Annotated in this window: 21 protein-coding genes; 9 read left to right on the plus strand and 12 right to left on the minus strand. The window is 64.4% G+C overall.

The annotated features are described in order from the left end of the window. Position 1: 1 nt before the first annotated feature. The gene (locus tag LB545_RS17200) at positions 2–2,281 is read left to right on the plus strand and encodes a xanthine dehydrogenase family protein molybdopterin-binding subunit (protein WP_140524807.1); all 2,280 of its coding nucleotides are present in this window, start codon (positions 2–4) and stop codon (positions 2,279–2,281) included. Positions 2,282–2,495: 214 nt separating this feature from the next. Here LB545_RS17200 and LB545_RS17205 read toward each other — a convergent pair whose 3' ends face one another. Further along, positions 2,496–2,777, minus strand: coding sequence for a hypothetical protein (locus LB545_RS17205; protein ID WP_224619155.1), 282 nt, complete (start codon positions 2,775–2,777; stop codon positions 2,496–2,498). Positions 2,778–2,870: 93 nt separating this feature from the next. Beyond that, positions 2,871–3,086 (minus strand): hypothetical protein, encoded by a 216-nt coding sequence (locus LB545_RS17210; protein WP_140498386.1) that lies wholly within the window; start codon positions 3,084–3,086, stop codon positions 2,871–2,873. 63 nt (positions 3,087–3,149) lie between these two features. On the opposite strand from LB545_RS17210, the gene LB545_RS17215 reads away from it, so the two are divergent. The 3 genes from LB545_RS17215 (at position 3,150) to LB545_RS17225 (ending at position 5,847) form a co-directional block, all read left to right on the plus strand. Next, on the plus strand, positions 3,150–4,169 hold the full coding sequence (locus LB545_RS17215) for an isopenicillin N synthase family dioxygenase (protein WP_224705527.1): 1,020 nt from the start codon (positions 3,150–3,152) through the stop codon (positions 4,167–4,169). A 326-nt stretch (positions 4,170–4,495) separates the two neighbouring features. Beyond that, entirely contained in the window at positions 4,496–5,185 is a 690-nt protein-coding gene (locus tag LB545_RS17220; protein WP_140672374.1) for an SDR family NAD(P)-dependent oxidoreductase, read from the plus strand. A 410-nt stretch (positions 5,186–5,595) separates the two neighbouring features. Then, positions 5,596–5,847 (plus strand): DUF768 domain-containing protein, encoded by a 252-nt coding sequence (locus LB545_RS17225; RefSeq protein WP_140498383.1) that lies wholly within the window; start codon positions 5,596–5,598, stop codon positions 5,845–5,847. Between the two features lie 52 nt (positions 5,848–5,899). Here the strand turns inward: LB545_RS17225 and LB545_RS17230 are convergent, their stop codons facing one another. The 3 genes from LB545_RS17230 to LB545_RS17240 all read right to left on the minus strand — a co-directional run bounded on the left by LB545_RS17230 (position 5,900) and on the right by LB545_RS17240 (position 9,691). Beyond that, a complete protein-coding gene (locus tag LB545_RS17230; protein WP_224705529.1) occupies positions 5,900–7,018 on the minus strand; it encodes a P1 family peptidase in 1,119 nt (372 codons plus the stop codon). An 8-nt stretch (positions 7,019–7,026) separates the two neighbouring features. Continuing rightward, positions 7,027–8,658 (minus strand): exodeoxyribonuclease VII large subunit, encoded by a 1,632-nt coding sequence (xseA, locus tag LB545_RS17235; RefSeq protein ID WP_224705531.1) that lies wholly within the window; start codon positions 8,656–8,658, stop codon positions 7,027–7,029. A gap of 76 nt (positions 8,659–8,734) precedes the next feature. After that, positions 8,735–9,691, minus strand: a complete 957-nt coding sequence (locus LB545_RS17240) for a LysR substrate-binding domain-containing protein (protein ID WP_140498380.1) — start codon at positions 9,689–9,691, stop codon at positions 8,735–8,737. A 177-nt stretch (positions 9,692–9,868) separates the two neighbouring features. On the opposite strand from LB545_RS17240, the gene LB545_RS17245 reads away from it, so the two are divergent. Beyond that, positions 9,869–10,159 (plus strand): DUF1127 domain-containing protein, encoded by a 291-nt coding sequence (locus tag LB545_RS17245; RefSeq protein WP_140524803.1) that lies wholly within the window; start codon positions 9,869–9,871, stop codon positions 10,157–10,159. A gap of 170 nt (positions 10,160–10,329) precedes the next feature. On the opposite strand, the gene LB545_RS17250 is transcribed toward LB545_RS17245, so the two are convergent. The 4 genes from LB545_RS17250 to LB545_RS17265 form a co-directional block, all read right to left on the minus strand. After that, entirely contained in the window at positions 10,330–11,376 is a 1,047-nt protein-coding gene (locus LB545_RS17250) for a DUF937 domain-containing protein (protein WP_140560400.1), read from the minus strand. Between the two features lie 99 nt (positions 11,377–11,475). Next, entirely contained in the window at positions 11,476–12,849 is a 1,374-nt protein-coding gene (locus LB545_RS17255; protein WP_140498377.1) for a glutamate--cysteine ligase, read from the minus strand. A gap of 243 nt (positions 12,850–13,092) precedes the next feature. Continuing rightward, positions 13,093–13,827 (minus strand): 16S rRNA (uracil(1498)-N(3))-methyltransferase, encoded by a 735-nt coding sequence (locus LB545_RS17260; protein WP_140498376.1) that lies wholly within the window; start codon positions 13,825–13,827, stop codon positions 13,093–13,095. A 31-nt stretch (positions 13,828–13,858) separates the two neighbouring features. Then, complete coding sequence (locus LB545_RS17265; RefSeq protein ID WP_140498375.1) at positions 13,859–14,521, minus strand: hypothetical protein; 663 nt, start codon at positions 14,519–14,521, stop codon at positions 13,859–13,861. An 88-nt stretch (positions 14,522–14,609) separates the two neighbouring features. On the opposite strand from LB545_RS17265, the gene LB545_RS17270 reads away from it, so the two are divergent. Both LB545_RS17270 and LB545_RS17275 read left to right on the plus strand, forming a co-directional pair. After that, positions 14,610–15,308 carry a type 1 glutamine amidotransferase gene (locus LB545_RS17270; RefSeq protein ID WP_140498543.1) on the plus strand — a complete coding sequence of 233 codons (699 nt, stop codon included), beginning with the start codon at positions 14,610–14,612 and terminating at the stop codon, positions 15,306–15,308. Between the two features lie 281 nt (positions 15,309–15,589). Further along, entirely contained in the window at positions 15,590–15,730 is a 141-nt protein-coding gene (locus LB545_RS17275; protein WP_181165325.1) for a hypothetical protein, read from the plus strand. Positions 15,731–15,770: 40 nt separating this feature from the next. On the opposite strand, the gene LB545_RS17280 is transcribed toward LB545_RS17275, so the two are convergent. From LB545_RS17280 to LB545_RS17290, 3 genes are read right to left on the minus strand one after another with little or no spacing between them, the layout of a single operon-like run. After that, positions 15,771–16,538, minus strand: coding sequence for a metallophosphoesterase family protein (locus LB545_RS17280; RefSeq protein ID WP_140498373.1), 768 nt, complete (start codon positions 16,536–16,538; stop codon positions 15,771–15,773). 39 nt (positions 16,539–16,577) lie between these two features. Then, entirely contained in the window at positions 16,578–17,714 is a 1,137-nt protein-coding gene (locus LB545_RS17285; protein ID WP_140498372.1) for an alpha-hydroxy acid oxidase, read from the minus strand. A 25-nt stretch (positions 17,715–17,739) separates the two neighbouring features. Then, entirely contained in the window at positions 17,740–18,543 is an 804-nt protein-coding gene (locus LB545_RS17290) for a FadR/GntR family transcriptional regulator (RefSeq protein ID WP_140560401.1), read from the minus strand. Positions 18,544–18,753: 210 nt separating this feature from the next. Here LB545_RS17290 and LB545_RS17295 point away from each other — a divergent pair, with 210 nt between their 5' ends. Both LB545_RS17295 and LB545_RS17300 read left to right on the plus strand, forming a co-directional pair. Continuing rightward, on the plus strand, positions 18,754–20,076 hold the full coding sequence (locus tag LB545_RS17295; protein WP_224705533.1) for a DUF3422 family protein: 1,323 nt from the start codon (positions 18,754–18,756) through the stop codon (positions 20,074–20,076). A gap of 160 nt (positions 20,077–20,236) precedes the next feature. Further along, complete coding sequence (locus tag LB545_RS17300; protein ID WP_224705534.1) at positions 20,237–21,733, plus strand: FAD-linked oxidase C-terminal domain-containing protein; 1,497 nt, start codon at positions 20,237–20,239, stop codon at positions 21,731–21,733. Positions 21,734–21,813 lie beyond the last annotated feature (80 nt).

Here is a 21,813-nt window from a genome sequence, read left to right on the forward strand (position 1 = left end):
CATGAACGTCGCCGCTCCACAGCCGAAGGAAAACATGGGACAGCCGCTGCCGCGTATCGATGCGCGGCTGAAAGTGACCGGCCAGGCCGAATACGCGGCGGATCTCCCGGCCGCCAACATTGCGCACGCCGTGCTCGCGACGAGCAGCATCGCCAAGGGCAAGGTCGCCAGGCTTTACCTGGATGACGCGCGCTCGGTGCCCGGCGTGCTCGACATCGTCACCTATGGCGACCTCGACAAGGTCGAGACGCCGAAATTCGGAAATACCGGCGCGAGTTCTATCGGGCCGCTGCATGACAAGGCGATCTTCCATGACGGTCAGATCATTGCGCTGGTGGTCGCCGAGACCTTCGAAGCGGCCGAGGAGGCGGCGCAAAGGATCCGCGCGGACTATGCCGAGGAAAAACCGACCGCCAGTTTCGACATGCCGGGGACAAAGACCATCGACGCCGCCGGCAAAAGCCCGTTGTTCAAGGAGGACGTCAAGGCCGGCGATTTCGATGCCGCCTATGAATCGGCCCCGATGAAGATCGATGCGCGGTATTCGACGCCGACCCAGCATCACAACCCGATAGAGCTGTTCTCGACCACCGCTGTTTGGCAAGGCGACCAACTCACCGTTTACGAGCCCTCTCAGAACGTGACCGGCTGGAAGGTCGAGTTGGCGCGGCAATTGAGGCTCGACCCAGCGAATGTGCGCATCGTCTGCCCTAACGTAGGCGGCGCATTCGGCTCGAAGGGGCCGATGACGGCGCGAACGGCCATCGTGGCTGTGGCCGCCAGGCGGCTTGGCCGGCCGGTGCGCTGTGTGGTCAGCCGCATGCAGGCGTTCGGCACCCAGACCTATCGGGCCGAAACCCGGCACCGCATCCGCATCGGCGCCGGCAAGGACGGCCGCATCACTGCTTTCGGCCATGAAGGCTGGGAGGTGACCTCGAGACCCGATTCCTATGTCGTCGGCGGGACTTCGGCCACCGGTCGCATGTATGCTTATGGCTCGGTGCTGACGCATGTCTCGCTGGTGCAGGCGGATCGCAACACGCCCGGCTATATGCGCTCGCCGCCCGAGACGCCCTACGTCTATGCCCTCGAGAGCGCCATGGACGAAATGGCCGTCGCACTCGGCATGGACCCGATCGAATTTCGCCGGATCAACGAGCCTCAGAAGGAGCCGATCGGCGGCAAGCCGTTCTCCAGCCGGTCGCTGATGAAATGCTACGATCAGGCCGCTGATGCCTTCGGCTGGACGAGACGGGATGCGAAAGTCGGCTCGATGCGCGACGGCGACTGGCTCGTCGGCATGGGCTGTGCGACGGCAGTCTACCCGACCGCTGCCGCGCCATGCGCGGCCCGCGTGCGCCTGACCGCCGAAGGAGACGTGCGCGTGCAGTGCGGCTCGCATGAAATCGGCACAGGTGTGCGAACCGTTGCCGGCCAGATGGCGGCGGAACGTCTCGGTGTCGACATCGGCAAGGTCGCCGTCGAGATGGGCGACAGTGCCTTGCCGCCGGCGCCGGTATCGGGAGGTTCGATTTCCACTGCCAGCGTCTGTTCGGCCGTGCTCAAGGCGTGTGATGCTGTGCGCACGAAATTGTTCGCCGCAGCGGTCGCGGAGGGTGGCCCTCTTGCAGGCTCGCACAATGAGGAACTGGACCTCCACGAGGGACGGATCCTCACCAAGGGCGGGGCGTCGGCAAGCACCGCCGATATATTCAAGGCCATGCAGGTAGGCGCCATCGAGGAATATGCCGAATTCGCGCCGAAGGGCTCGACCCCCGAAGCGCTCAAAAAACTCTATGCCGGCCAGTCGGAATTCCATGGCGGCGAGTCCGACGCGGATTCGGTGAAATATGCGTTCGGGGCCGAATTCGTGGAGGTGCACATCCACAGTTACACGCGCGAAATCCGTGTGCCGCGCATTGTCGGTGCGTTCGCCGCCGGGCGCATCATGAACACGCGCACCGCGCGCAGCCAGCTGATGGGAGGCATGATCTGGGGCATTGGCCAGGCCCTGCATGAGGCGACCGAGATCGATACCCGCTATGCCCGCTATGTGAACCGCGACCTGCAGGATTATCTGGTCCCGGTGAATGCCGATGTCAGGGACCTTGACGTCATACTGGTTCCGGAGATCGACCATGAGGTCAATCCGGCTGGTGTGAAGGGCCTGGGCGAACTCGGCAATGTCGGCACCGCCGCTGCCGTCGCCAGCGCTGTCTACCACGCGACCGGCAAGCGGATCCGCGACTTGCCGATCAGAATTGACGATCTGATCGTTTGAGGACCGAGACAAAGAGGATTGCTCCGCCGCAACAAGCGTGGGTTTGTCCTCGCCCAGTTTCACTGCCTTGCGGATCGGGATGCTGATGCGTCAGGAACCGACTGTTTCATGCCAGGGTGATCCGGAACAGCCGGAACCCTTCCCGCCCCATCGAACGGAACTGACCGTAGGAGCGCTCAGCCTTGGCCGCGCAGGATGCTGACGACGAGCAGCGTCAGCGCCGTATTCCACAGCGCCTGCTCGGCCCGGTATTTGCACCGGCAGCCACCACGCCCTGCGCCTGGTCGATGGCGTGTCCCAGCAGGCGCGGAATGAAAAGCTGCAGCGTCGCGGCGATGAAGGTCGAGACGATGGTGATGGCGACCTGCCAAGGGTGGCGCAGCGTCATGCGCATGATACGCAGCAAGGTGCCAGGGCCCTTGCCCCAGGAGGCTTGCGCCACATGGGCAAACGATTTGCCGCGCCCCGCCGCGCTGCCGATTGCTTGCGTGTTCAAGGACCTATCCAAATCGATCCGGACTTTAGCCCGGACGAATGAAACAGACTCAAATTCAAGTGCCACGATGTTACGCGCCTCCCGCGCGGCCGTTCAAGGGCCAATGACAGCTTCGCGCTGTGCCTGAAATGACACGCCGCTGTTTCGCGCAATGATCGCGCTCATCGTCAGGCTGCCCGCCCAAATAGAAAAATTGTTCGTCCCGGCGGCATCGAAAAGCCGATCGTTCCTTTCCCGGCGCACTGAACTCCGTGAGATTTGGGGCATCGATGGCGGCTTCGGCCGCTGGAAAAGGAGCAGCACATCCACGGGCCCGGTTTTCCGGGCGAAGTTTTCAAGCAGCACCCGGAAAGAACCCGGAAAGGAGCTGACATGCCCAGAATAGTGCCCGTGCTCGATCTGAGCCGTCTCGAACAAGGCGCGTCGGAGCGCCGGACGTTTCTGGCGGATCTGCGCTCCGCCTCGCGCGATATCGGTTTTTTCTATTTGGCGGGCCACGGCATCCCATGGGCCGACATCAGCGAGACGCTCGCCGCTTCGCGGCGTTTCTTTGCCTTGCCGGAAGCCGACAAGCTGTCGATAGAGATGGTCAATTCCTCGCAGTTCCGCGGTTATACCCGCGCTGGCGGCGAACTGACCAAGGGCAAGGCCGACTGGCGCGAGCAGCTCGACATCGGCGTCGAGCGCCCGCCCATCGCGCAAGGCCCGGGAATTCCTGCTTGGACGCGGCTGCAGGGGCCGAACCAGTGGCCGTCGGCGTTGCCGGAGCTGAAGCCGGCGCTGCTGGCCTGGCAGGCGAAGGCGACGGCCGTGGCCATTCGTCTGCTCAAGGCCTTCGCGCTGTCGCTCGACCAGGCCGAGGACGCTTTCGATCCGATCTATGGCGGCGAACCCAATCATCGCATGAAGATCGTGCGCTACCCCGGCCGCGAAGCGACCGGCGGCGACCAGGGCGTCGGCGCGCATAAGGATGGCGGCTTCCTGACGCTGCTGCTCCAGGACGACAACAAGGGCCTGCAGGTAGACTATGACGGAAGCTGGGTGGACGTGGATCCGATTCCCGGAACGCTCGTCGTCAACATCGGCGAGCTGCTGGAGCTCGCCTCGAACGGCTATTTGAGAGCCACCGTGCATCGCGTCGTGACGCCGCCCGCCGGCGTTGAACGCATCTCGGTGCCGTTCTTCTTCAGCGCCAAGCTCGATGCCACGATACCGCTGCTCGAGCTTCCCGAGGAACTGGCGGAGCAGGCGCGCGGGCCGGCCAGCGATCCCGACAATCCGCTGTTTCGCGATGTCGGAACCAATGTGCTGAAGAGCAGGCTGCGCTCCCATCCCGACGTTGCGCGGCGTCACTATGCCGATCTGCTTGAGCCCGAGACCCGGGCAGGCTGAGCCATTCGGCAGGTAGAAATTTTTGTAGGACAGCACGATTTTAGAATACTATTCGTCGCCAGCGCACGAAAATGGGCTCAACATAAAAATATCGTTCGAGGTTTCCTCCCACTCCTCCGAACGGTGTTCCCCTCTGAAGGTTATGACCTTCTTTCTGGCCGGGCCGTCTTCGCGCCCGGCCATTTTTCTTTGCCGGGAACAGTTTTTGCGGCCTGGGAAGCGCGCCACGACGACACGCCATTTTCTTGGAAATGCTTTCTCTTGCGTTCCACTTGGGAAGGCGCAACCCTCTCCAATCCAGTCACCACCGCGAAAGAGAGATGCTCATGACATCCAATGTCGCCGTCATTGCCGGAGCGGGATCCGGATTGAGCGCCTCGCTTGCGCGCCTTCTCGCAAGGGAAGGTTTTCGTGTCGTGCTGGCCGCCCGCAACGTCGAGAAGCTCGACCCGTTGCTGGCGCAGACCGGCGCCCAAGCCGTGGCAACCGATGTCTCCGATGCCGCGTCGGTGCAGCGCCTGTTCGAGGTCGCTGACAAGGCCGGCCCGCTGTCGCTCGTGGTCTTCAATGCCAGCGGACGCGCCCGTGGCCCGATAGCCGAACTCGATCCAGAGGCTGTCAGGCAGGCCTTGCTGGTGGGGGCCTTTGGCGGCTTCCTGGTTGGCCAGCAAGCAGCCAACCGGCTGCTTTTGCAAGGCTCGGGCTCGATCTTCTTCACCGGCGCGACGGCAAGCGTCAAGGGATTCGCCGGCTCGGCCGGTTTCGCGATGCCCAAATTCGGCTTGCGTGGACTGGCGCAATCCATGGCTCGCGAACTGGCCCCCAAGAACATCCATGTCGCGCATTTCGTCATCGATGGTGCCATTGCCTCGACCGTGCCGGGAGAGGCTCCCGACCCGCAAGATCGACGGCTATCGCCGGACGCGATCGCCGAGGCCTATCTCGGCATCCATCGCCAGAACCGCAGCGCCTGGACCTGGGAACTCGAGCTCAGGCCCTGGGTCGAGACCTTCTGATCGGCACGGTGACCTATGCAGCTTTCGCGGGGCTTCCATGCAAGGCGGCGGAGAGAGTCGACATTGCATGGGGATGTCACTATATAGCGGCGGCTTCGATGGCTTGTGCCTGGAAACGGCAACGTCATCGGGCAGCTGTTGTGACAGCCATTGAGATGCAAACGGACCTGAAAACCGTAAGAAGCAAGTAGAAGCAGCCTCTCGAGGCGGGACAGGATTCCCGCCAAACGATACCCGCCCCCCCAGAAACAGAAAATGTTCTTCAATCCTCTATTTCCTTTGGCTCTGTGGACCTTGGACGACATCGGCTTGCCGTCCGGTGGCGACTCGGCTGGAATGGGGACATGCATCCTTCACCGGATGCCGACGTTTATGATTACCAACCGGCTTCGCCGCCAGGGAAAAGCAATATGAGTGAGCACGCCATCGAATTCTTGCAGGGATGGATTGGCGAAAAAGTCCATTGCCAGTCCCACGCCAGGATCGAGAAGCAGGCCGAGACGCTGGCCAGGGAATGCGCTGCCAAGGCGGCCGAGGTCGGCATACCGCTGGAGGATATCCAGGAAGAAGTCGGCGATATCCAGGAACTCATCGCCTCCCGGCTCGAGGAAGCGGCCGAGGCCGACGAGCACCAGCAGGCCGCGAGCAAGGCCGCGGAATAATTCAGGAGCAATCCTGTATGAATACGCGGACCATTCGGTCCGCGTATTTGTCTCAGCCGAATTTCTCCTTCAGCCACGCCTTCGGCAGCGCCGGCACGAAATTGCCGTCGCGGCCGGTCATGTCCTCGTTGGCGACCATCGCATTGAGGACGGCTTCCTCGACGCCCTGGACCACGGCATCGAAGAACGGATCGATGTCGCTGTCAGGAATGAACTCGGCGCGAGCGATCCGGCCCGGCGGCGCCAGGGCCGCGTCGGGATTGGCGGTAGAGAAGGCGAGGAAGATGTCGCCGGAACTGTGATAGCCGAAGCCGCCGGTCATGGCGACGCCGAGCGGCACACGGCGGGCCAGCCGCTTCATCTGATGCGGCAGGAACGGTGCGTCGGTGGCAATAACGGCGATGATCGAGCCTTTTTCGGCACGTGGCGTGCCTTCGCGGATCGCGGGTTCGACGAGCTCCGGCCCGGCGCGCAGGCCTCGAAGCGTGAAATTGCGCCGCTTGCCGAAATTCGCCTGCACGAAGGCGCCGACAGTATAGGCACGCCCTTGCCATTCGGTGATGCGCGACGCGGTGCCCGAACCGGCCTTGAAGCCGAAGGCGATCATGCCGGTGCCGCCGCCGACGCTGCCTTCCTCGATCGGTCCGCTGGCGGCACCGTCGAGCGCCTCGGCAACATGCCCTGATGTCACGTGGTGGCCGTTGATGTCGTTGAGGAAGCCGTCATAGGTTTCAGCTGCCACCGGCAGTCCCCAGCCGCTGTCGAGTGCGGCTGGCAGCACCTTGCTCATCCAGCGCAGCGTACCGTCGCGCGAAAGGCCGCAGGAATGCGTGTTGGTGACGGTGATGGGGAAGTTGAAGGCGCCGGTCTCCTCGACGATATGCGAGCCGGTCAGTTCGCCATTGCCGTTCTGGCTGAAGATGCCGGCGAAGACCGGTGTGGCAAGGTCGGCCCGCGGCCTGGGCAGGATCGCGGTCACGCCGGTGCGCACCGGTCCCTGGCCTACGACGAGCGGGCCGTCGCCTGAAATCAGCGTGGAATAGCCGACCGACACTCCAGCCACGTCGGTGATCGCGTTGAACGGGCCGGGCGTGCCGTCGAAGCCGATGCCGAAGCTTCGCGCGCGCGGCTTGCCGGAGGGCGTTTTGTGATGATGCGGATTGTCTGTCATGTCACGGTTCAGAATAGGGAACCCTGGCTGCCGGGCTCCTTGGCCTTGATCGCGGTTTTGGCGGCCGGTCGTGGCCGCGCCGAGCCGCTGGTCGCGACCGCATCCGCCGTCCCGTCGGCGAACTCCAGGGACAGCGCCATCCCCGCCGTCAATTCCGCCGCACGCTTGACGACGGCGCCGTCGGCATCCTTCACCAGGGCGAAGCCGCGTGCCAGCACGGCCTTGTGCGACAGCGTCGCCAGCAAGCGGTCGGCCTGGGCGACGCGACTGCGCAGCCGCTCCAGCCTCAGCGATGCCGCATGCGTGCTGCGCCGCGTCAGCGCGGTCAGGAAATCCCTTTGGATCCGCTGCCGCCGCGCCGTGGGCTCTATGGTGATGCGGCCCTGCAGCGCCGCCAATTGCTGCCGGTGCCGCTGCAGCGACGCCCGGGCGCATTTCGGCAACTGATCCGCGGCGCGATTGAGCTCCGCGCGCCGGGCCCTCGTCAGCGTGCGCAACGCGCCCTGTGCCCGCAGGAGATTGCGCTCGTTGGTCCGCCACGCCTCGGCAATTCGCTGCGACAGCATTGCCGGCGTCAGTTTCAGGGCGAGGAAGCGTCCTCGCTTTCGTTCGGTCGAAACCATGAGGCCGCGCCCGAGCCGGCTCGCCGCCTCGTCGAGGCGACGACGTGGCAGCGCCAGCAACTGATCGGGCGAGGGCAGCGCACGCGCCGCCGCGCGCACGGACTGGCGCTTGCGCTCGAAATTGCGCGAAACCGCAGCCTTGAGCCGCGCGCCGAGACTGGCGAGCGTCGCTTCGAGGTCGGCCTTCACCGGAACGGCGATTTCGGCCGCCCCCGTCGGCGTCGGCGCCCTCACATCCGCGACGAGGTCGATCAGCGTCCAGTCGGTTTCGTGGCCGACGGCCGAAATCACCGGAATGGCGGAGGCGGCGACGGCGCGGGCCAGCGCCTCGTCGTTGAAGCCCCACAAGTCCTCGAGGCTGCCGCCGCCGCGCGCCACGATCAGCAGGTCCGGGCGCTCGATGGTGCCATCCCTTGCCAGCGCGTTGAAACCGGCGACGGCGGCGGTCACCTCGGCGCCCGCGGTTTCGCCTTGCACCCGCACCGGCCAGACGAGCACATGCAGCGGAAAACGATCCTTGATCCGGTGGATGATGTCGCGGATGACGGCACCCGTCGGCGAGGTGACGACGCCGATGACGCGCGGCATGAAGGGCAGCAACCGCTTGCGGCCCCCCTCGAACAGGCCTTCGGCCTGCAGCCGGCGCTTGCGCTCCTCCAGCAGCGCCATCAAGGCTCCGGCGCCCGCCGGTTCCAGATTGTCGATGACGATCTGGTAGTTGGATTTGCCGGGATAGGTGGTGAGCCTGCCGGTGGCGATCACCTCCATTCCTTCTTCGGGGCGGAATTTCAGCCGGCCCATCGTGCCCTTCCACACCACGGCGTCGAGCCGCGCGCGGTCGTCCTTCAGCGTGAAATAGGCATGGCCGGAGGAGTGCGGCCCGCGATAACCCGAGATTTCACCGCGCACCCGCACATTGCCGAAGGCATCTTCGACCGTGCGCTTCAGGGCGCCTGATATTTCGCTCACCGTATATTCGGTGGCGTTGCTGCGTGATTCGGATGCTGCTTCGCTCATCGGCCGATTGGGGGGCGGTTGCGCGCCGGCGTCAAGCTGGCTGTTTTCAGGTCGGCGTTCAGGTGCGTCTGATCGCTTACCAGCCCGGCAGGATCTGGTTCGGCTTGGTTCGCCGCATCTTGCTGAAGGCGAGTGCCGCGAAATCGAACGTTCCCGCCTCTTCGCCAAGCGGCACCGAGATGTTGTCCAGGCTTTCGGAAATGTGCCGGGCCAGTGCATCGACGATCTCCGGCCGCGAGGTTTGGCCGCGCATGATACCGATGCGGCAGTCGGGCAGGGCGCCGAAGCCGTCGGCCTCGCCCAGCACCCGCATGCCGGGCCTGAGCGCGCATTCCGGCAGCACCGAGATCGCCAGGCCCGACAACACCGCGGCGGTGATGACCGTTGCGGAAAAGCTGGTGAACAGGATGCGATAGTCGCGGTTCTGCTGGTCAAGCACGTCGACGGCGGCGCGCCGCCAGATACAATTTGGCCGGCCAAAGGCCATCGGCAGCGTTTCCTGCTCGTGCGTGGCATGGTTGGCCGAGGTGACCCACAGCAGCGGTTCGCGCCGCACCACCTCGGACTGGCCGCGCACGTCGTTATGCGTCACCAGCGCCAGGTCGAGATTGCCGCGCTTGATGTGTTCGACCAGCCCCGGCGTCGGTTCGCAGACGACGGTCAGTTCGACGCGTGGATTGGAACGCGTGAAGCGCGCCATGATCTCGGGCAGGAAACGGTCGGCGTAGTCGTCCGGCGTACCGATGCGGATGGTGCCTTCGAGCCGCCGGTCGTCGAAGGCGGCCAGCGTTTCGCGGTTGAGATAGAGCAGCCGTCTTGCGTAGGAAAGCAGCTTGTCGCCTTCCTCCGTCAGTCTGTTGCTGCGCCCTTCCTTTTCGAACAGCGGCTTGCCGATCCGCTCCTCCAGCCGGCGCATCTGCATCGACACCGCCGACTGGGTGCGGTGCACCTCTTCGGCCGCCCGGGTGAAACTGCCAGTATCGGCGATCGAGATGAAGGTCTGCAACTGATCTAGATCGAGCGGCGCTTTCATCGGCATGATCCATCACTAGTGTTGATGCTTAAGATTAGAAACATTCGTTGGATTAATCAATCGAGCAATGGCAAATTGCTGATGTCCACATGAAGGCATGTGAATCGAAGCCGGAACGGCCGCTGTCGCCAGCGCCGATCGCCTGGTTTTGCCCATTCGAGTCTGAAGGAGACCGACATGGTTACGTTTGATTTCGCCACCGAGACCTCGCGCATCACCACGCGTCCGGCCGTTGCGACGCGCGTGATCAATGCGGTCTCCAATGTCTACCAGGCCTGGAAAAACCGCCGTGCCTTCTATCGCCTCGGCGAGATGTCGGACGCCGAGCTTGCCGATATCGGCCTGACGCGCGCCGACCTGCACGTCGCCATTGACGTGCCGTTTGGCCGCGATCCGACGGCGATGCTGCGCGAAATCGCCAGCGATCGCGTCGAAACCATCGAGGACATCGCCCGCAGGGTGGCCTGATCGGTTGGGTTTCGGTCTCGCTGAACCTTTTCATCAGTCAGCGCGACCAAGGTTCATGCAGGCTTCCCACTCCCTGCCGGTCCCCCGCCGGCCTGCCTGCACGCTGCCCGGTCCTCCCAAGGACCGGGCTTTCTTTTTGCACTAGGCAAAAGCCAAAACCTGGGCGACGGCTACCGCCGATCCATGCCGCGCTTGAACTGGTCGAAAATCGACTCCATGCCTTTCTGGTAGTCGTCGCGCTGCTGCGCTCCGGTCTCGAACATCTTGCCGAACAGATCGTCGAACGGGTTCGTCGGCCTGCCGCTCGGATTGGCCTGCGGCTGCGGCGCCTGGGGCTGCCGCCGAGCTTGGGGCTGCGGCGCCGGCTGCTCGCCGCCTGATACACCGCCATCTTGCCGCAGCATCTCCTCGAAGATCTTGCCCAGCGGACTGTCGCCATAGGGGCTCTGGGTCTGCTGCGGCTGAGGCTGGTCTTGCGGCGGCTGCGCGCCACCACCGAACATGTCGTGCAGCACCTTGCCGAGCGGATTGTCGCCAAAGGGGTTCTGTGTCTGCTGCGGTTGCGGCTGGGATCGGCTTTGCGGCTGTGGCACGCCGCCGCCGAACATGTCCTGCAGCACCTTGCCAAGCGGGTTGTCCATCGGGTCTTGCGATGGCGGGCTCGGCTGCGGCGCCGGCGCCTGGGCGCCGCCCAGGCCGCCTCCCTGGCGCATCATCTGCTCGATGATCTCGCCCAGCGGATTGCTGCCGGCGGCGCCGAAGCCGCTGGCCGCCTGCATCTGCCCCCCGGCCAACTGATTGGTGGTCTGCTTGAACAGCCCGCCCATCATCATCGAGGCCAGGGCCGGCAACATCTGTTGCAGCACCTGCTGGCTGATACCGGTCGCTTGCGCCGCCTGGCCGGCAACCGCGCGCGACAGATCCTTCGAGCCGAACAGATGCCCCAGAATGCCGTTGCCCTCATTGATGCCTTGCGGCGAGAAGGCCCGGGTCGCGTCCTCGAAATACTTGGCGTGCTGGCCGCTCGCCATCGCCGTCATGAAGGCGCCGAGCCCATAGGGATCGGCGGTGTTGCGCCTCAGTCCTTGCGAAAAGGCAGGCAGCAACGCCTCCACCGCAGATTGTGTCTGCTGCATCGAGAGCCCGTATTGTTGGGCAAGCGCCTGCATGCCGCTGCCGTTCTGAGCTTGTGCCAGCATGTCGAACAAGGAAGGCATTGGTCTCTCCTCCGGAAATCCCCGCCGGAGAAGCCTAATTCGTTTCCACCGCCGATTGAAGCGGCTTTTGCAGGAGCTCGGCCGCCTCAAAGCCGAGGGTCAATAGGCGTATTCCATGAACACCGGCTCGATCGAGCCGCCCCAGCGTGTGTGGTAGGCCGACAGCATCTCCTCGGCGCTGGTGGTGCCGCGCGCCACGACCTCGTCGAGCGTGTTGAGGAACGAGGTCTCGTCATAGCCGTCGCGGTTCTTCTTGCCGCGGTTCTTCAGCCCCATGCGCGAGATGGTAAGCACGTCGCGAGCGATGTCGCGCAACGTGGCGTTGCGGAACGGCGCCGAAATGCCTTGTTCGGGCACGGCGTTGCGCATCGCCAGCACTTCCCCGTAGGTCCAGCTCGAGGTCAGCGCCTCCGCCGCATCGAGCGCTGCCTCGTCATAAAGCAGCCCGACCCAGAAGGCCGGAAGGGCGCAGATGCGCCGCCACGGCCCGCCATCGGCGCCGCGCATCTCGAGAAAGCGCTTCAGCCGCACGTCGGGGAAGAGCGTCGACAGATGGTTAGCCCAGTCGCCCATCGTCGGCAATCCGTCCGGGATTTCATTGCGGACGGCCCCGGCCATGAACTGACGGAAGGTGACGTGCGTCATGTCGTGGTACTGGCCGTCGCGGATGACGAAATACATCGGCACGTCGAGTGCCCATTCGACATAGTCGGCAAAACCGAAATCGGGCGAGAAGCAGAATTCGAGCAGGCCCGAGCGTTGGTTGTCGGTGTCGCGCCAGATGTCGCCGCGCCAGCTCTGCAAGCCGTTCGGCCGGCTTTCCGTGAAGGGCGAATTGGCGAACAGCGCCGTCGACAGCGGCTGCAGCTTCAGCGACACCTGCATCTTGCGCCGCATGTCCACCTCGCTCTCGAAGTCGAGATTAACCTGGATCGTGCAGGTGCGGTACATCATGTCGAGGCCCTTGGTGCCGACCTTGGGCATGTAGCGCGTCATGATCTCGTAGCGCGACTTCGGCATTTTCGGCGTCTCGGCCAGCGACCATTTCGGGCTGCCGCCAAGGCCAAGGAAGCGGATGCCCATCGGCTCGGCGATCTCGCGCACCTGCGCCAGGTGGGCATTGCCCTCGCGGCAGGTCTGGTGGATCGTCTCCAGCGGCGCGCCGGAGAGTTCGAATTGGCCGCCGGGCTCCAGCGAAATCGCGCCCTGGCCGGTCGGCTCGACCAGGCCGATGATGCGGCCGTCATCGATGATGGGGTCCCAGCCGAGCTTTGACTGCATGCCTTCGAGGATGGCGCGTATGCCGCGCTCGCCGCCATAGGGCACGGGCCCGTTGCCGTCGACGTAGAACGGGAATTTCTCGTGCTCGGTGCCGATGCGCCACTTGTTCCGCGGCTTGTTGCCCTCGGCCAGATGCGCGACGAGTTCGTCCATGCCTTCGATCGGCCGGAAATCGGTTGTGTCGCGCGCCATCATCAAGCCCCTGCGGCGCTATGATCCCGAAATCGACCTCGATTTTCGGGATATGCGCCAAAATCAAAGTACTACAGCGGCCTTTGCGCGTCGACGCGCGGCACTGCAGGGCGGCCGGAAGACCGCCGGCGCTAGATGGACGAAATGTCAGTAGCCGATCAAGCGAAAAATCCTGAGCCAGAGGTCAACAGGAATTGAACGATGCGGCTCTTCCCATCTCCACAAGAGGGGAGGAAGAAACCCTCACCAATCGCCGATTGTGGCCTGCATCACCGCCAGTGCGGCCACGGCGGCCGTATCGGCGCGCAGGATGCGCGGGCCGAGCGGAATGGCAGTAACGAAAGGCAGAGCGCGCAACAGCTTGCGCTCCTCATCGGAAAATCCGCCTTCCGGCCCGACCAGCAGGCCGAGCTTCCTTTCGCTTACCGCTTGCAGCGCGGGCAGGGGATTGTTGGTCGAAGCGTCCTCGTCGCAGAAGACCAGCCGCCGCTCCGTGTCCCAGCCGGTCAGCAGGCGTTCGAACTTTTCCGCTTCCCGCACCTGCGGCACCGCAAGTATGCCGCACTGCTCGGCCGCCTCGACGACATTGGCGCGCAAGCGGTCGATGGAGGGTTTGGCCACTTGCGTGTGCTGGGTGATGACCGGCTGCAGCACGCCGGCGCCCATTTCGACAGCCTTTTGCACCAGATAGTCGAGCCGGCCTTGCTTCAGCGGCGCGAAGCAATAGACGAGATCGGGCAGCGGCGGCTGCGGCCGTTGCCGCGCCAGCACCCTCAGCTTCACCGCCTTCTTGGATTTGGCCGCGATGGCCGCCGACCATTCGCCGTCGCGGCCGTTGAACAACAGGATCTCGGCGCCCTCGCCAAGCCGCAGCACATGCAGAAGATAATGGCTCTGCTGGTGGCCGGCGTCGAACTCGATCTCCGGCCCGAGATCGTCGGGCACGAACAGGCGTTGCATCTTGTAATTGGCGCGCATGGCCGAGGAATGGGCGAGCCGGCGGTTGCCGTCAAGCCTTGGCGGAAGGATGCCAGACGGGTTCGTAGCCTCGCCTCAGCACCCCGATCGTGGTCGGCGGCGTCAGCAGCCGTAGCGACCGATGAGCGAGGTCGTTGAAATCCTGCGCTCCGCAATATCCTGCGAACGACCAGCGCAGCGCCTTGCCGCGACGCAAGGCGTAGGCATTGCCTCCACCCTCGACCATCGTGCCGTCGGGCAGGCCTGCAAGCTCGTCAGCCTCCACCACCGGCGGCTTGCCGCCCGCGGCCAGCCGCTCCTTGTGCAGCCGCTTGTCGACCTGCGGCGCGCGCGGCTCCGTTATGCCGAAGGCTTCGCCGAAGCGACCCACAAAATCCCTGGCCCGTTCGCGCCGGCAGAAGAAGCAGGGCCGATGGCCCGCCGCCAGCGCCGTCACCTCGTCGAGGAAGAACAGTTCCGTCCAGCCCGCCTTGGGTCCCGATAGATCATCACGTCGCCGGTTGCGGCCCATCGGCTCGCGCCGCACGTCGCCGAAGTCGCAGACGCAGATGATCCAGGCGTGAAGCGCCCAGCGTTTTTTCAACAGCGTCCTGGTCTCGGGATCGTGGATGATGCCGCGATTGCCCATGAACAGGCCGCGCTCGGGCACGGCGTGGATAGCGCCGAACGGATCGACCCGGTTTTGCAGTGGCATAGTTTTCTCCGCGCGCCCGCATCTTGGCTGAAATGCCGGCGCCATGATATCGCTCGTCGCATCGTTTTCACGTCAGCAGGGTTTTGCGATGCGGGTGCTGGTGGTCCAGAACTACGACAACACCGGCCTCGGCCAGGTCGGCGCGGCACTTGCGGAAGCCGGTGCCGATCTCGACATCCGCCTTCCTTACAAGGGCGATCCGCTGCCGGATGATGCGAACGGCCACGACGCCATGGTGGTGCTCGGCGGCGGCCAGAACGCGCTGGCCGATGAGGAATATCCCTATTTTCCGGCGCTGCTCGAACTGACCCGCGATTTCGCCGGCAAGAACCGCGCGGTGCTCGGCATCTGCCTCGGCAGCCAGCTGGTTGCCCGCGCCTTCGGCGGCGAGAACCGCATCGGCGGCGCCAACGAATTCGGCTGGCGCGGCGTTTCGCTGACGCCGGACGCCAAGGCCGATCCGGTGCTGGCCGAGCTTCCGGAAAAGTTCCCGATCTTCCAATGGCACGACGACACCTTCGTGCTGCCTGAAAACGCCGTGCGGCTCGCCGGCAATGATGTCGCCGAGAACCAGGCGTTCCGCGTCGGCCGCGCCGTCTACGGCTTCCAGTTCCACTTCGAGGCCGATCGGCCGCTGGTGAAGGACTGGAGCACCTCTTTCGCGCCGATCATTGCAGCGCGCCACCCCGACTGGGCCGGCAAGCTCGAGGGCGAAATGGCCCGTAACGGACCGGATGCCGATGCTGCCGGCCTTGCCATCGCCCGCGCATGGGTGGCGACGATCTGAGCATCATCTCTGCGGACCAGGGCGTGGCATAATTGGCACGCGGCGGTGAATCCGCCTGGGGAAAACCGGTTTCGTCCTTGGCTTGTGTACGCCCGCCATCCTAGAAGGCGCGCGCTCTGCATCACCGGTGCAACCGCGACGGACCTTTGTGTGGCCCGTGCGACACACCGCCGATACAGAACGTGCCTAGAAGCGCGAAATCGTCGAAACTTTGAGACGTATTTTCGGTTTCAACGCATTGGTAACCGCCTCGTGCACAGATGCAGGAAGCTCAACAAGAGATGACGTCCGTGAAAGCAGCGCTTCTGTCCTTTGCCATGATGTCCGCCATCGTGATTTGCGGTCTCGGCATCTATGCGGCCGATGCCGCCAACAACCACAACGCCGTCGACGGCTACGGCGTCACCGCTTCGCTGCGCTGAATAGCCGGACCGTTCGCGTCGTTTCCGCGACGCGCGCCACTCAAGCTTCCCTTATTGTCATTGTCAGAATGCGTTTGTCGGCGTCCTCGACAACGAGCGCGCTCAGCATGCCTGATTGCCAGGCGAGCGTATCGACATTGACGCGGTTGGCCATGACCTCCGCCTCGGGAACGGGCGTGTGGCCGTGCACCACGATCTTCGGGAAAAGGCCGGCGTGATCGTGGAAAACGTCGCGGATCCAGATCAGATCCTGCGGATTCTGGTTCTCCAGGGCAACGCCTGGCCGGATGCCGGCATGGCAGAAGAAGAAGTCGCCGAAGCTGATTGAGAAGGGTAGCGAACGCAGGAAATCGATATGGTGTTGCGGTACTGCTTCGAGCAGAGCCTGATGCCCCCGTCTCATCGTCTCCATCCTGCCGAACCAGCCGGCGTCGGCCGCGAGGGGCACACCGTAGGATAGCGCCGTCTGGACCCCGCCATAGCGCATGAAAAGCCCGTCCGGGTCAGGGGTATCGAGAAAATCGAGAAATCCGAGATCGTGATTGCCGGCAAGCATCAGGTTTCGCGGATCGCGTTTGCGCGCCTCGATCAGGAAATCGACGACGTCCTTGGAGTCCGGCCCACGGTCGACATAGTCGCCGAGGTGGATGACGCGCCAGTCGCGAGCCGGCTTCCATTCGAGCTCGCTCTCGATCCGCTGATGCATGGCGGCCAGCAAATCGAGCCGGCCATGGACATCGCCGATTGCGTAGAGACGCATGCCGTCCGGTCCGCGCGCGTCCAGGAAATGAATGTCGGGTTCTGCCAACGTATCGCTGTCTCCGTGATCAGGCCGTCGCCGACCTGGCTAGCGCCGGATCTGGTCCTTGCCCATGTCGGTCACCAGACGTTTTCCGCACAGGGCCAGTGTGATGTCCATCTCCTTACGGATGATTTCCAGCGCCTTGGTAACGCCTTCCTTGCCGAGCGCGCCCAGGCCGTAGAGAAACGGCCGGCCGATATAGGTGCCCCTGGCGCCGAGGCACAGTGCCTTCAGCACGTCCTGGCCGGAGCGGATGCCGCCATCCATGTGCACCTCGATCCTGTCGCCGACCGCGTCCGCGATTTCCTCCAGCGCCATGATCGACGAGGATGCGCCGTCCAACTGACGCCCGCCATGGTTGGAAACGACGATCGCGTCGGCGCCCGTTTCAGCGGCCATCAATGCGTCTTCCTTGTCGAGAATGCCTTTCAGGATCAGCTTGCCGCCCCAGCGTTCCTTGATCCAGGCGACATCCTTCCACGACAGATGCGGGTCGAACTGCTCCGTCGTCCATGACGCCAGCGAAGCCACGTCGCCGACGCCCTTGGCGTGGCCGACGATGTTGCGGAACGTGCGGCGCTTCGTGCCGGCCATGCCCATCCACCAGCGCGGACGGACCGCGATGTTGGCGATGTTGGCCAGCGTCATCTTGGGCGGCGCCGAAAGTCCGTTGCGGACATCCTTGTGCCGTTGGCCGAGGATCTGCAGGTCGAGCGTCAGCACCAACGCCGAGCATTTCGCCGCTTTTGCCCGGTCGATCAGGTCGAGCACGAAGTCCTTATCGCGCAGCACGTAAAGCTGGAACCAGAACGGCTTCTTCGTCACCGACGCGACATCCTCGATCGAGCAGATGCTCATCGTCGACAGCGTGAACGGCACGCCGAATTCCTCGGCCGCCTGCGCCGCCAGCATCTCGCCGTCGGCATGCTGCATGCCGGTCAGGCCGGTTGGGGCCAGCGCCACCGGCATGGCCACCTTCTCGCCGATCATGGTCGATTCCAGTGAGCGGTTGCTCATGTCGACCAGCACGCGCTGGCGGAACTTGATTTTCTGGAAGTCGTCCTCGTTGGCCCGGTAGGTGCTCTCGGTCCATGCGCCGGAATCGGCATACTCGAAGAACATCCTGGGCACGCGCCGTCGCGCCAGGTCCTTGAGGTCGGCAATGGTGAGAATGTCGCTCATCGTGTCCCCGCTTGATCGATATCGTTCAGGAGCGTTTGCGCGCCGGTTCGGCACCGCCGGCTTCAGAGCGTTGCCTGAGCCTGAGCCGCGATACGCGCTGCCAGTCGCCGCTGCGCTCGGCTTGCGCCATCGACCGCTCGACATAGATCATGTGGTCCATCGCCGCCTGCCGCGCGCCGGCCGGGTCGCCGGCCTTGACCGCGATGTGGATCGCCCGGTGCTGGGCCAGCAGCGCATCGCGCGCGCCGGGCACGGTGAACACCAGCAACCGGTTCTGGAACACGCCTTCCGACAGCAGCCTGTAGCAGGAGCGCAGCGTATGCAGGAGCAGGATGTTGTGCGCGCATTCGCAGATCGCATGATGGAATTCGACGTCGATCTCGGCTTCGTCGTCGAAATCCCCGGTGCGGTGCGCTTCGTCCATGCGTGCCATGATGCGGTCGAGCAGGGCCAGGTCCTCCGGCGTGGCGCGCCGCGCCGCATATTCGGCGGCGATCCCCTCCACCTCGCGGCGATATTCCAGGTAATCGGCCACCGCCTTGCGATGCGTCGAGATCAGGTCCGCCACCGGCTTGGTGAACAGCTGGCCGATGATGTCGGCTACATATGTGCCGCCGCCCGGCCGCGTCGTCAAAAGGCCGCGTCCCTCGAGCGCCTTCAGCGCGTCGCGCAGGATCGGCCGGGACACATCGAACTGGCGTGCCAGCTCGCGCTCGCCAGGCAGCCGGTCGCCGGTGCGCAGCACGCCTTCGAGGACGAGGCTTTCGATCTGCTGCACCACCTCGTCGGCGGTTCGCGAGTGCTCGATCCTGGAAAAAATGTCGCTCAACGGCATGCCTGGGAGTGTTGAACCGGTGTCACGCAAGATAAAGCCAGCGTCGCCAACTGGTCAAATTATTTATCCAATTGGTCGAAGCGTGTCGGCTTCCCCGCTCGCGCCCATATCGTCTTCGGCTAAACTTTGCTGTTTGCGTCAGGAGCCTATTGGCTCTAGAGGACGCAACTGCAAGAGGGTTCAAAGAAACCCGGGGAACAAGCCGTGTCGCACGACCCGTCCAATCTCGAATTTCAGCCGCGCGCCAAGGGCAGCGTGCTCGGCTTTCCGGCGCATGAGGGACGGCCCGGCGCGCTGGGCGAAGTCCATGCCCGTCCGCACCCGCTGGTCGAGAAGCCGCGTGTGCTGATCCAGCTTGCCTTCATGACCGAGGGTGGCGCCGGCGTCGATCATTCGGTGCTTTCCGAGCTGTCGCGCCGGCTCGGCATAGCCGCGCCCGACCGTCAGGCCCGCCATCACGCCATGAGATGGGGCCAGGGCTCGTTGCGCTGGGAGCGGCATACCGAATTCTCCACCTATCTGTGGGAAGGGCCGCTTGCCGAAGGCGGCAAGGGCCAGGAGGATTCGCCGTTCGGCAACGGATTTTCTCCACCCGGAACCGTTATTTCAGGCATCCGGCTCGAGATCCGCAAATGGACGCAGGCGGGCGAGCGGTCGATCGCCGGCTTCGATCCGACCAGCCTCTGCTATTCGCTGGTCGAACGCGGCAATGCAGCAATCGTCACCGATTTCCGCCAGGATGGCGACGGCCTGACCCGTATGCTGATCCTTGACCGCGCCCTGACGCCGGCCAGTACCGGCGCCTTGTCGCAGCGGCTGATCGACATCGAGACCTACCGCACGCTCGCCATGCTCGGCCTGCCGTTGGCGCTGGCCTTGTCCGGTCGCGCCCGCCGTATCGAGGACAGGCTGGCCCAGATCACGCTGGAGATGAAACTCGCCGAGACCCGCGACAGCCAGAAATTGCTTGCCGACCTGACCGAACTCGCGGCTGAGTTGGAAGCCGACGCGGCGTCGAGCCTCTACCGCTTCGGCGCCAGCCGTGCCTATGACGGCATCGTCGGCGAAAGGCTGGAAGCGCTCGAGGAAGAACCCGTACAGGGATATGACACCTGGGCGGGGTTCCTGCGGCGGCGCATGGCGCCTGCCATGCGCACCTGCCGTTCGGTCGAGGAGCGTCAGGCCAACCTGTCGCGCAAGCTGACGCGCGCCACCACGCTGCTGCGCACCTGGGTCGATGTCGAGGTCGAGAAGCAGAACCGCGACCTGCTCGCCTCGATGAACAATCGCGCCCGGTTGCAACTGCGCCTGCAGCAGACCGTCGAAGGCCTGTCGGTCGCGGCCGTTTCCTACTATGTCGTCGGCCTCGTCGGCTATGTCGCCAAGGGCGCCTCGATCTTCGGCCATGCCTTCGCGCCCGAAGTGGTCACGGCGGCGTGCGTGCCGCTCGCCATCCTGCTGGTCTGGTGGGGCGTGCGGCGGGTGCGGCGCATGCATTCCGAGCCGACGAAACATCCGGGCGAGTAGGCGCGCCTTTACTTCCCACAGGGTAAAGCGCGCCAGCGGCAGATTGCCGCTACGGAAGGCGTCCGTTGCGTCCGTGTCCGCTCTCGGTCAAAGCGGGGTTTGCAACCGACGCCCTTCACTGGTAAAAGATTTTGACCAGTCACGCGAGATGAGGCTGCCGATGTCCGGCCTTGCCATGCCCAAGCCAGACGACGCCACGATGCGCCGGCGCGGCGAGATCGTCGCCGACATGCGCATTATCGTGCCGGGCGAGGGTGTGGTCGACGCGGCCAACGAAATGCGCGCCTTCGAGAGCGATGGCCTGACCGCCTACCGGCAATTGCCATTGGTCGTGGTGCTTCCCGAAACGGTGGCACAGGTTTCGCGCGTGCTGAAATACTGCAATGACCGCAACATCCGCGTCGTGCCGCGCGGCTCCGGCACCTCGCTGTCGGGCGGCGCGCTGCCGCTGGAGGACGCGGTGCTCCTGGTCATGAGCCGCTTCAACCGCATTATCGAGATCGATTTCCCCAATCGCATCGTCGTCGCCCAGCCGGGCGTCACCAATCTCGGCATCACCACCGCCGTCGAGCAGGAGGGTTTTTACTACGCCCCCGACCCATCTTCCCAGATCGCCTGCTCGATCGGCGGCAATGTCGCCGAAAATTCCGGCGGCGTGCACTGCCTCAAATACGGCCTGACCGCCAACAATGTGCTCGGCATCGAGATGGTGCTGATGAGCGGCGAGGTGGTGCGGCTCGGCGGCAGGCATCTGGACGCGGAAGGCTACGACCTGCTCGGCGTCATGACCGGCTCCGAAGGCCTGCTGGGCGTCGTCACCGAAGTCATCGTGCGCATTTTGAAGAGGCCGGAGACGGCACGTGCGCTGCTGATCGGCTTCCCGACCAGCGAGCAGGGTGGCCAATGCGTCGCCGACATTATCGGCGCCGGCATCATTCCCGGCGGCATGGAGATGATGGACCGTCCGGCGATTCATGCGGCGGAGGATTTCGTCCATGCCGGATATCCCCTGGATGTCGAAGCTCTGCTGATCGTCGAGCTCGACGGGCCGGGCGTCGAGGTCGATCATCTCATCACCGCGGTCGAGGCGATCGCCATCCGCAACGGTTCGACCACCTGCCGCATTTCGCAGTCGGAGCAGGAGCGATTGAGCTTCTGGGCAGGGCGCAAGGCTGCCTTCCCCGCGGTCGGCCGTATCTCGCCCGACTATTATTGCATGGACGGCACCATCCCGCGCAAGGAACTGCCGCGCGTGCTGGCCGGCATGCGCGAGCTCTCCGAAAAATACGGGCTCGGCGTCGCCAATGTCTTCCATGCCGGCGACGGCAATCTGCACCCGCTGATCCTCTATGACGCCAACGTGCCGGGCGAACTCGACAAGGCCGAGAGTTTCGGCGCCGACATATTGCGGCTGTGCGTCAAGGTCGGCGGCGTCTTGACCGGCGAGCATGGGGTGGGCGTCGAGAAACGCGACCTGATGCCGGAAATGTTCAACCAGATCGACCTCGACCAGCAGATGCGGGTCAAATGCGCCTTCGATCCCAATCATCTGCTCAACCCGGGAAAGGTGTTCCCGCAACTGCGCCGCTGCGCGGAGCTGGGGCGCATGCATGTGCATCGCGGACAGATGGCGTTTCCGGACATTCCGAGGTTTTGAGGGTTATGTCAGCGCCTGAACGCCCCCCTCTGTCCTGCCGGACATCTCCCCCTCACGGGGGGAGATTGGCAGCTTCGTCG

The organism is Mesorhizobium sp. BR1-1-6 (genome assembly GCF_020165355.1).
GTDB lineage: Bacteria > Pseudomonadota > Alphaproteobacteria > Rhizobiales > Rhizobiaceae > Mesorhizobium.

Bases quoted from the DNA above. Each gene is read 5' to 3' on its own strand.
- LB545_RS17200 (WP_140524807.1), top strand. From the start codon at position 2: ATGAACGTCGCCGCTCCACAGCCGAAGGAAAACATGGGACAGCCGCTG.
- LB545_RS17215 (WP_224705527.1), top strand. From the start codon at position 3,150: ATGCCCAGAATAGTGCCCGTGCTCGATCTGAGCCGTCTCGAACAAGGC.
- LB545_RS17220 (WP_140672374.1), top strand. From the start codon at position 4,496: ATGACATCCAATGTCGCCGTCATTGCCGGAGCGGGATCCGGATTGAGC.
- LB545_RS17225 (WP_140498383.1), top strand. From the start codon at position 5,596: ATGAGTGAGCACGCCATCGAATTCTTGCAGGGATGGATTGGCGAAAAA.
- LB545_RS17230 (WP_224705529.1), bottom strand. From the start codon at position 7,018: ATGACAGACAATCCGCATCATCACAAAACGCCCTCCGGCAAGCCGCGC.
- xseA (WP_224705531.1), bottom strand. From the start codon at position 8,658: ATGAGCGAAGCAGCATCCGAATCACGCAGCAACGCCACCGAATATACG.
- LB545_RS17240 (WP_140498380.1), bottom strand. From the start codon at position 9,691: ATGAAAGCGCCGCTCGATCTAGATCAGTTGCAGACCTTCATCTCGATC.
- LB545_RS17245 (WP_140524803.1), top strand. From the start codon at position 9,869: ATGGTTACGTTTGATTTCGCCACCGAGACCTCGCGCATCACCACGCGT.
- LB545_RS17250 (WP_140560400.1), bottom strand. From the start codon at position 11,376: ATGCCTTCCTTGTTCGACATGCTGGCACAAGCTCAGAACGGCAGCGGC.
- LB545_RS17255 (WP_140498377.1), bottom strand. From the start codon at position 12,849: ATGGCGCGCGACACAACCGATTTCCGGCCGATCGAAGGCATGGACGAA.
- LB545_RS17260 (WP_140498376.1), bottom strand. From the start codon at position 13,827: ATGCGCGCCAATTACAAGATGCAACGCCTGTTCGTGCCCGACGATCTC.
- LB545_RS17265 (WP_140498375.1), bottom strand. From the start codon at position 14,521: ATGCCACTGCAAAACCGGGTCGATCCGTTCGGCGCTATCCACGCCGTG.
- LB545_RS17270 (WP_140498543.1), top strand. From the start codon at position 14,610: ATGCGGGTGCTGGTGGTCCAGAACTACGACAACACCGGCCTCGGCCAG.
- LB545_RS17275 (WP_181165325.1), top strand. From the start codon at position 15,590: ATGACGTCCGTGAAAGCAGCGCTTCTGTCCTTTGCCATGATGTCCGCC.
- LB545_RS17285 (WP_140498372.1), bottom strand. From the start codon at position 17,714: ATGAGCGACATTCTCACCATTGCCGACCTCAAGGACCTGGCGCGACGG.
- LB545_RS17300 (WP_224705534.1), top strand. From the start codon at position 20,237: ATGTCCGGCCTTGCCATGCCCAAGCCAGACGACGCCACGATGCGCCGG.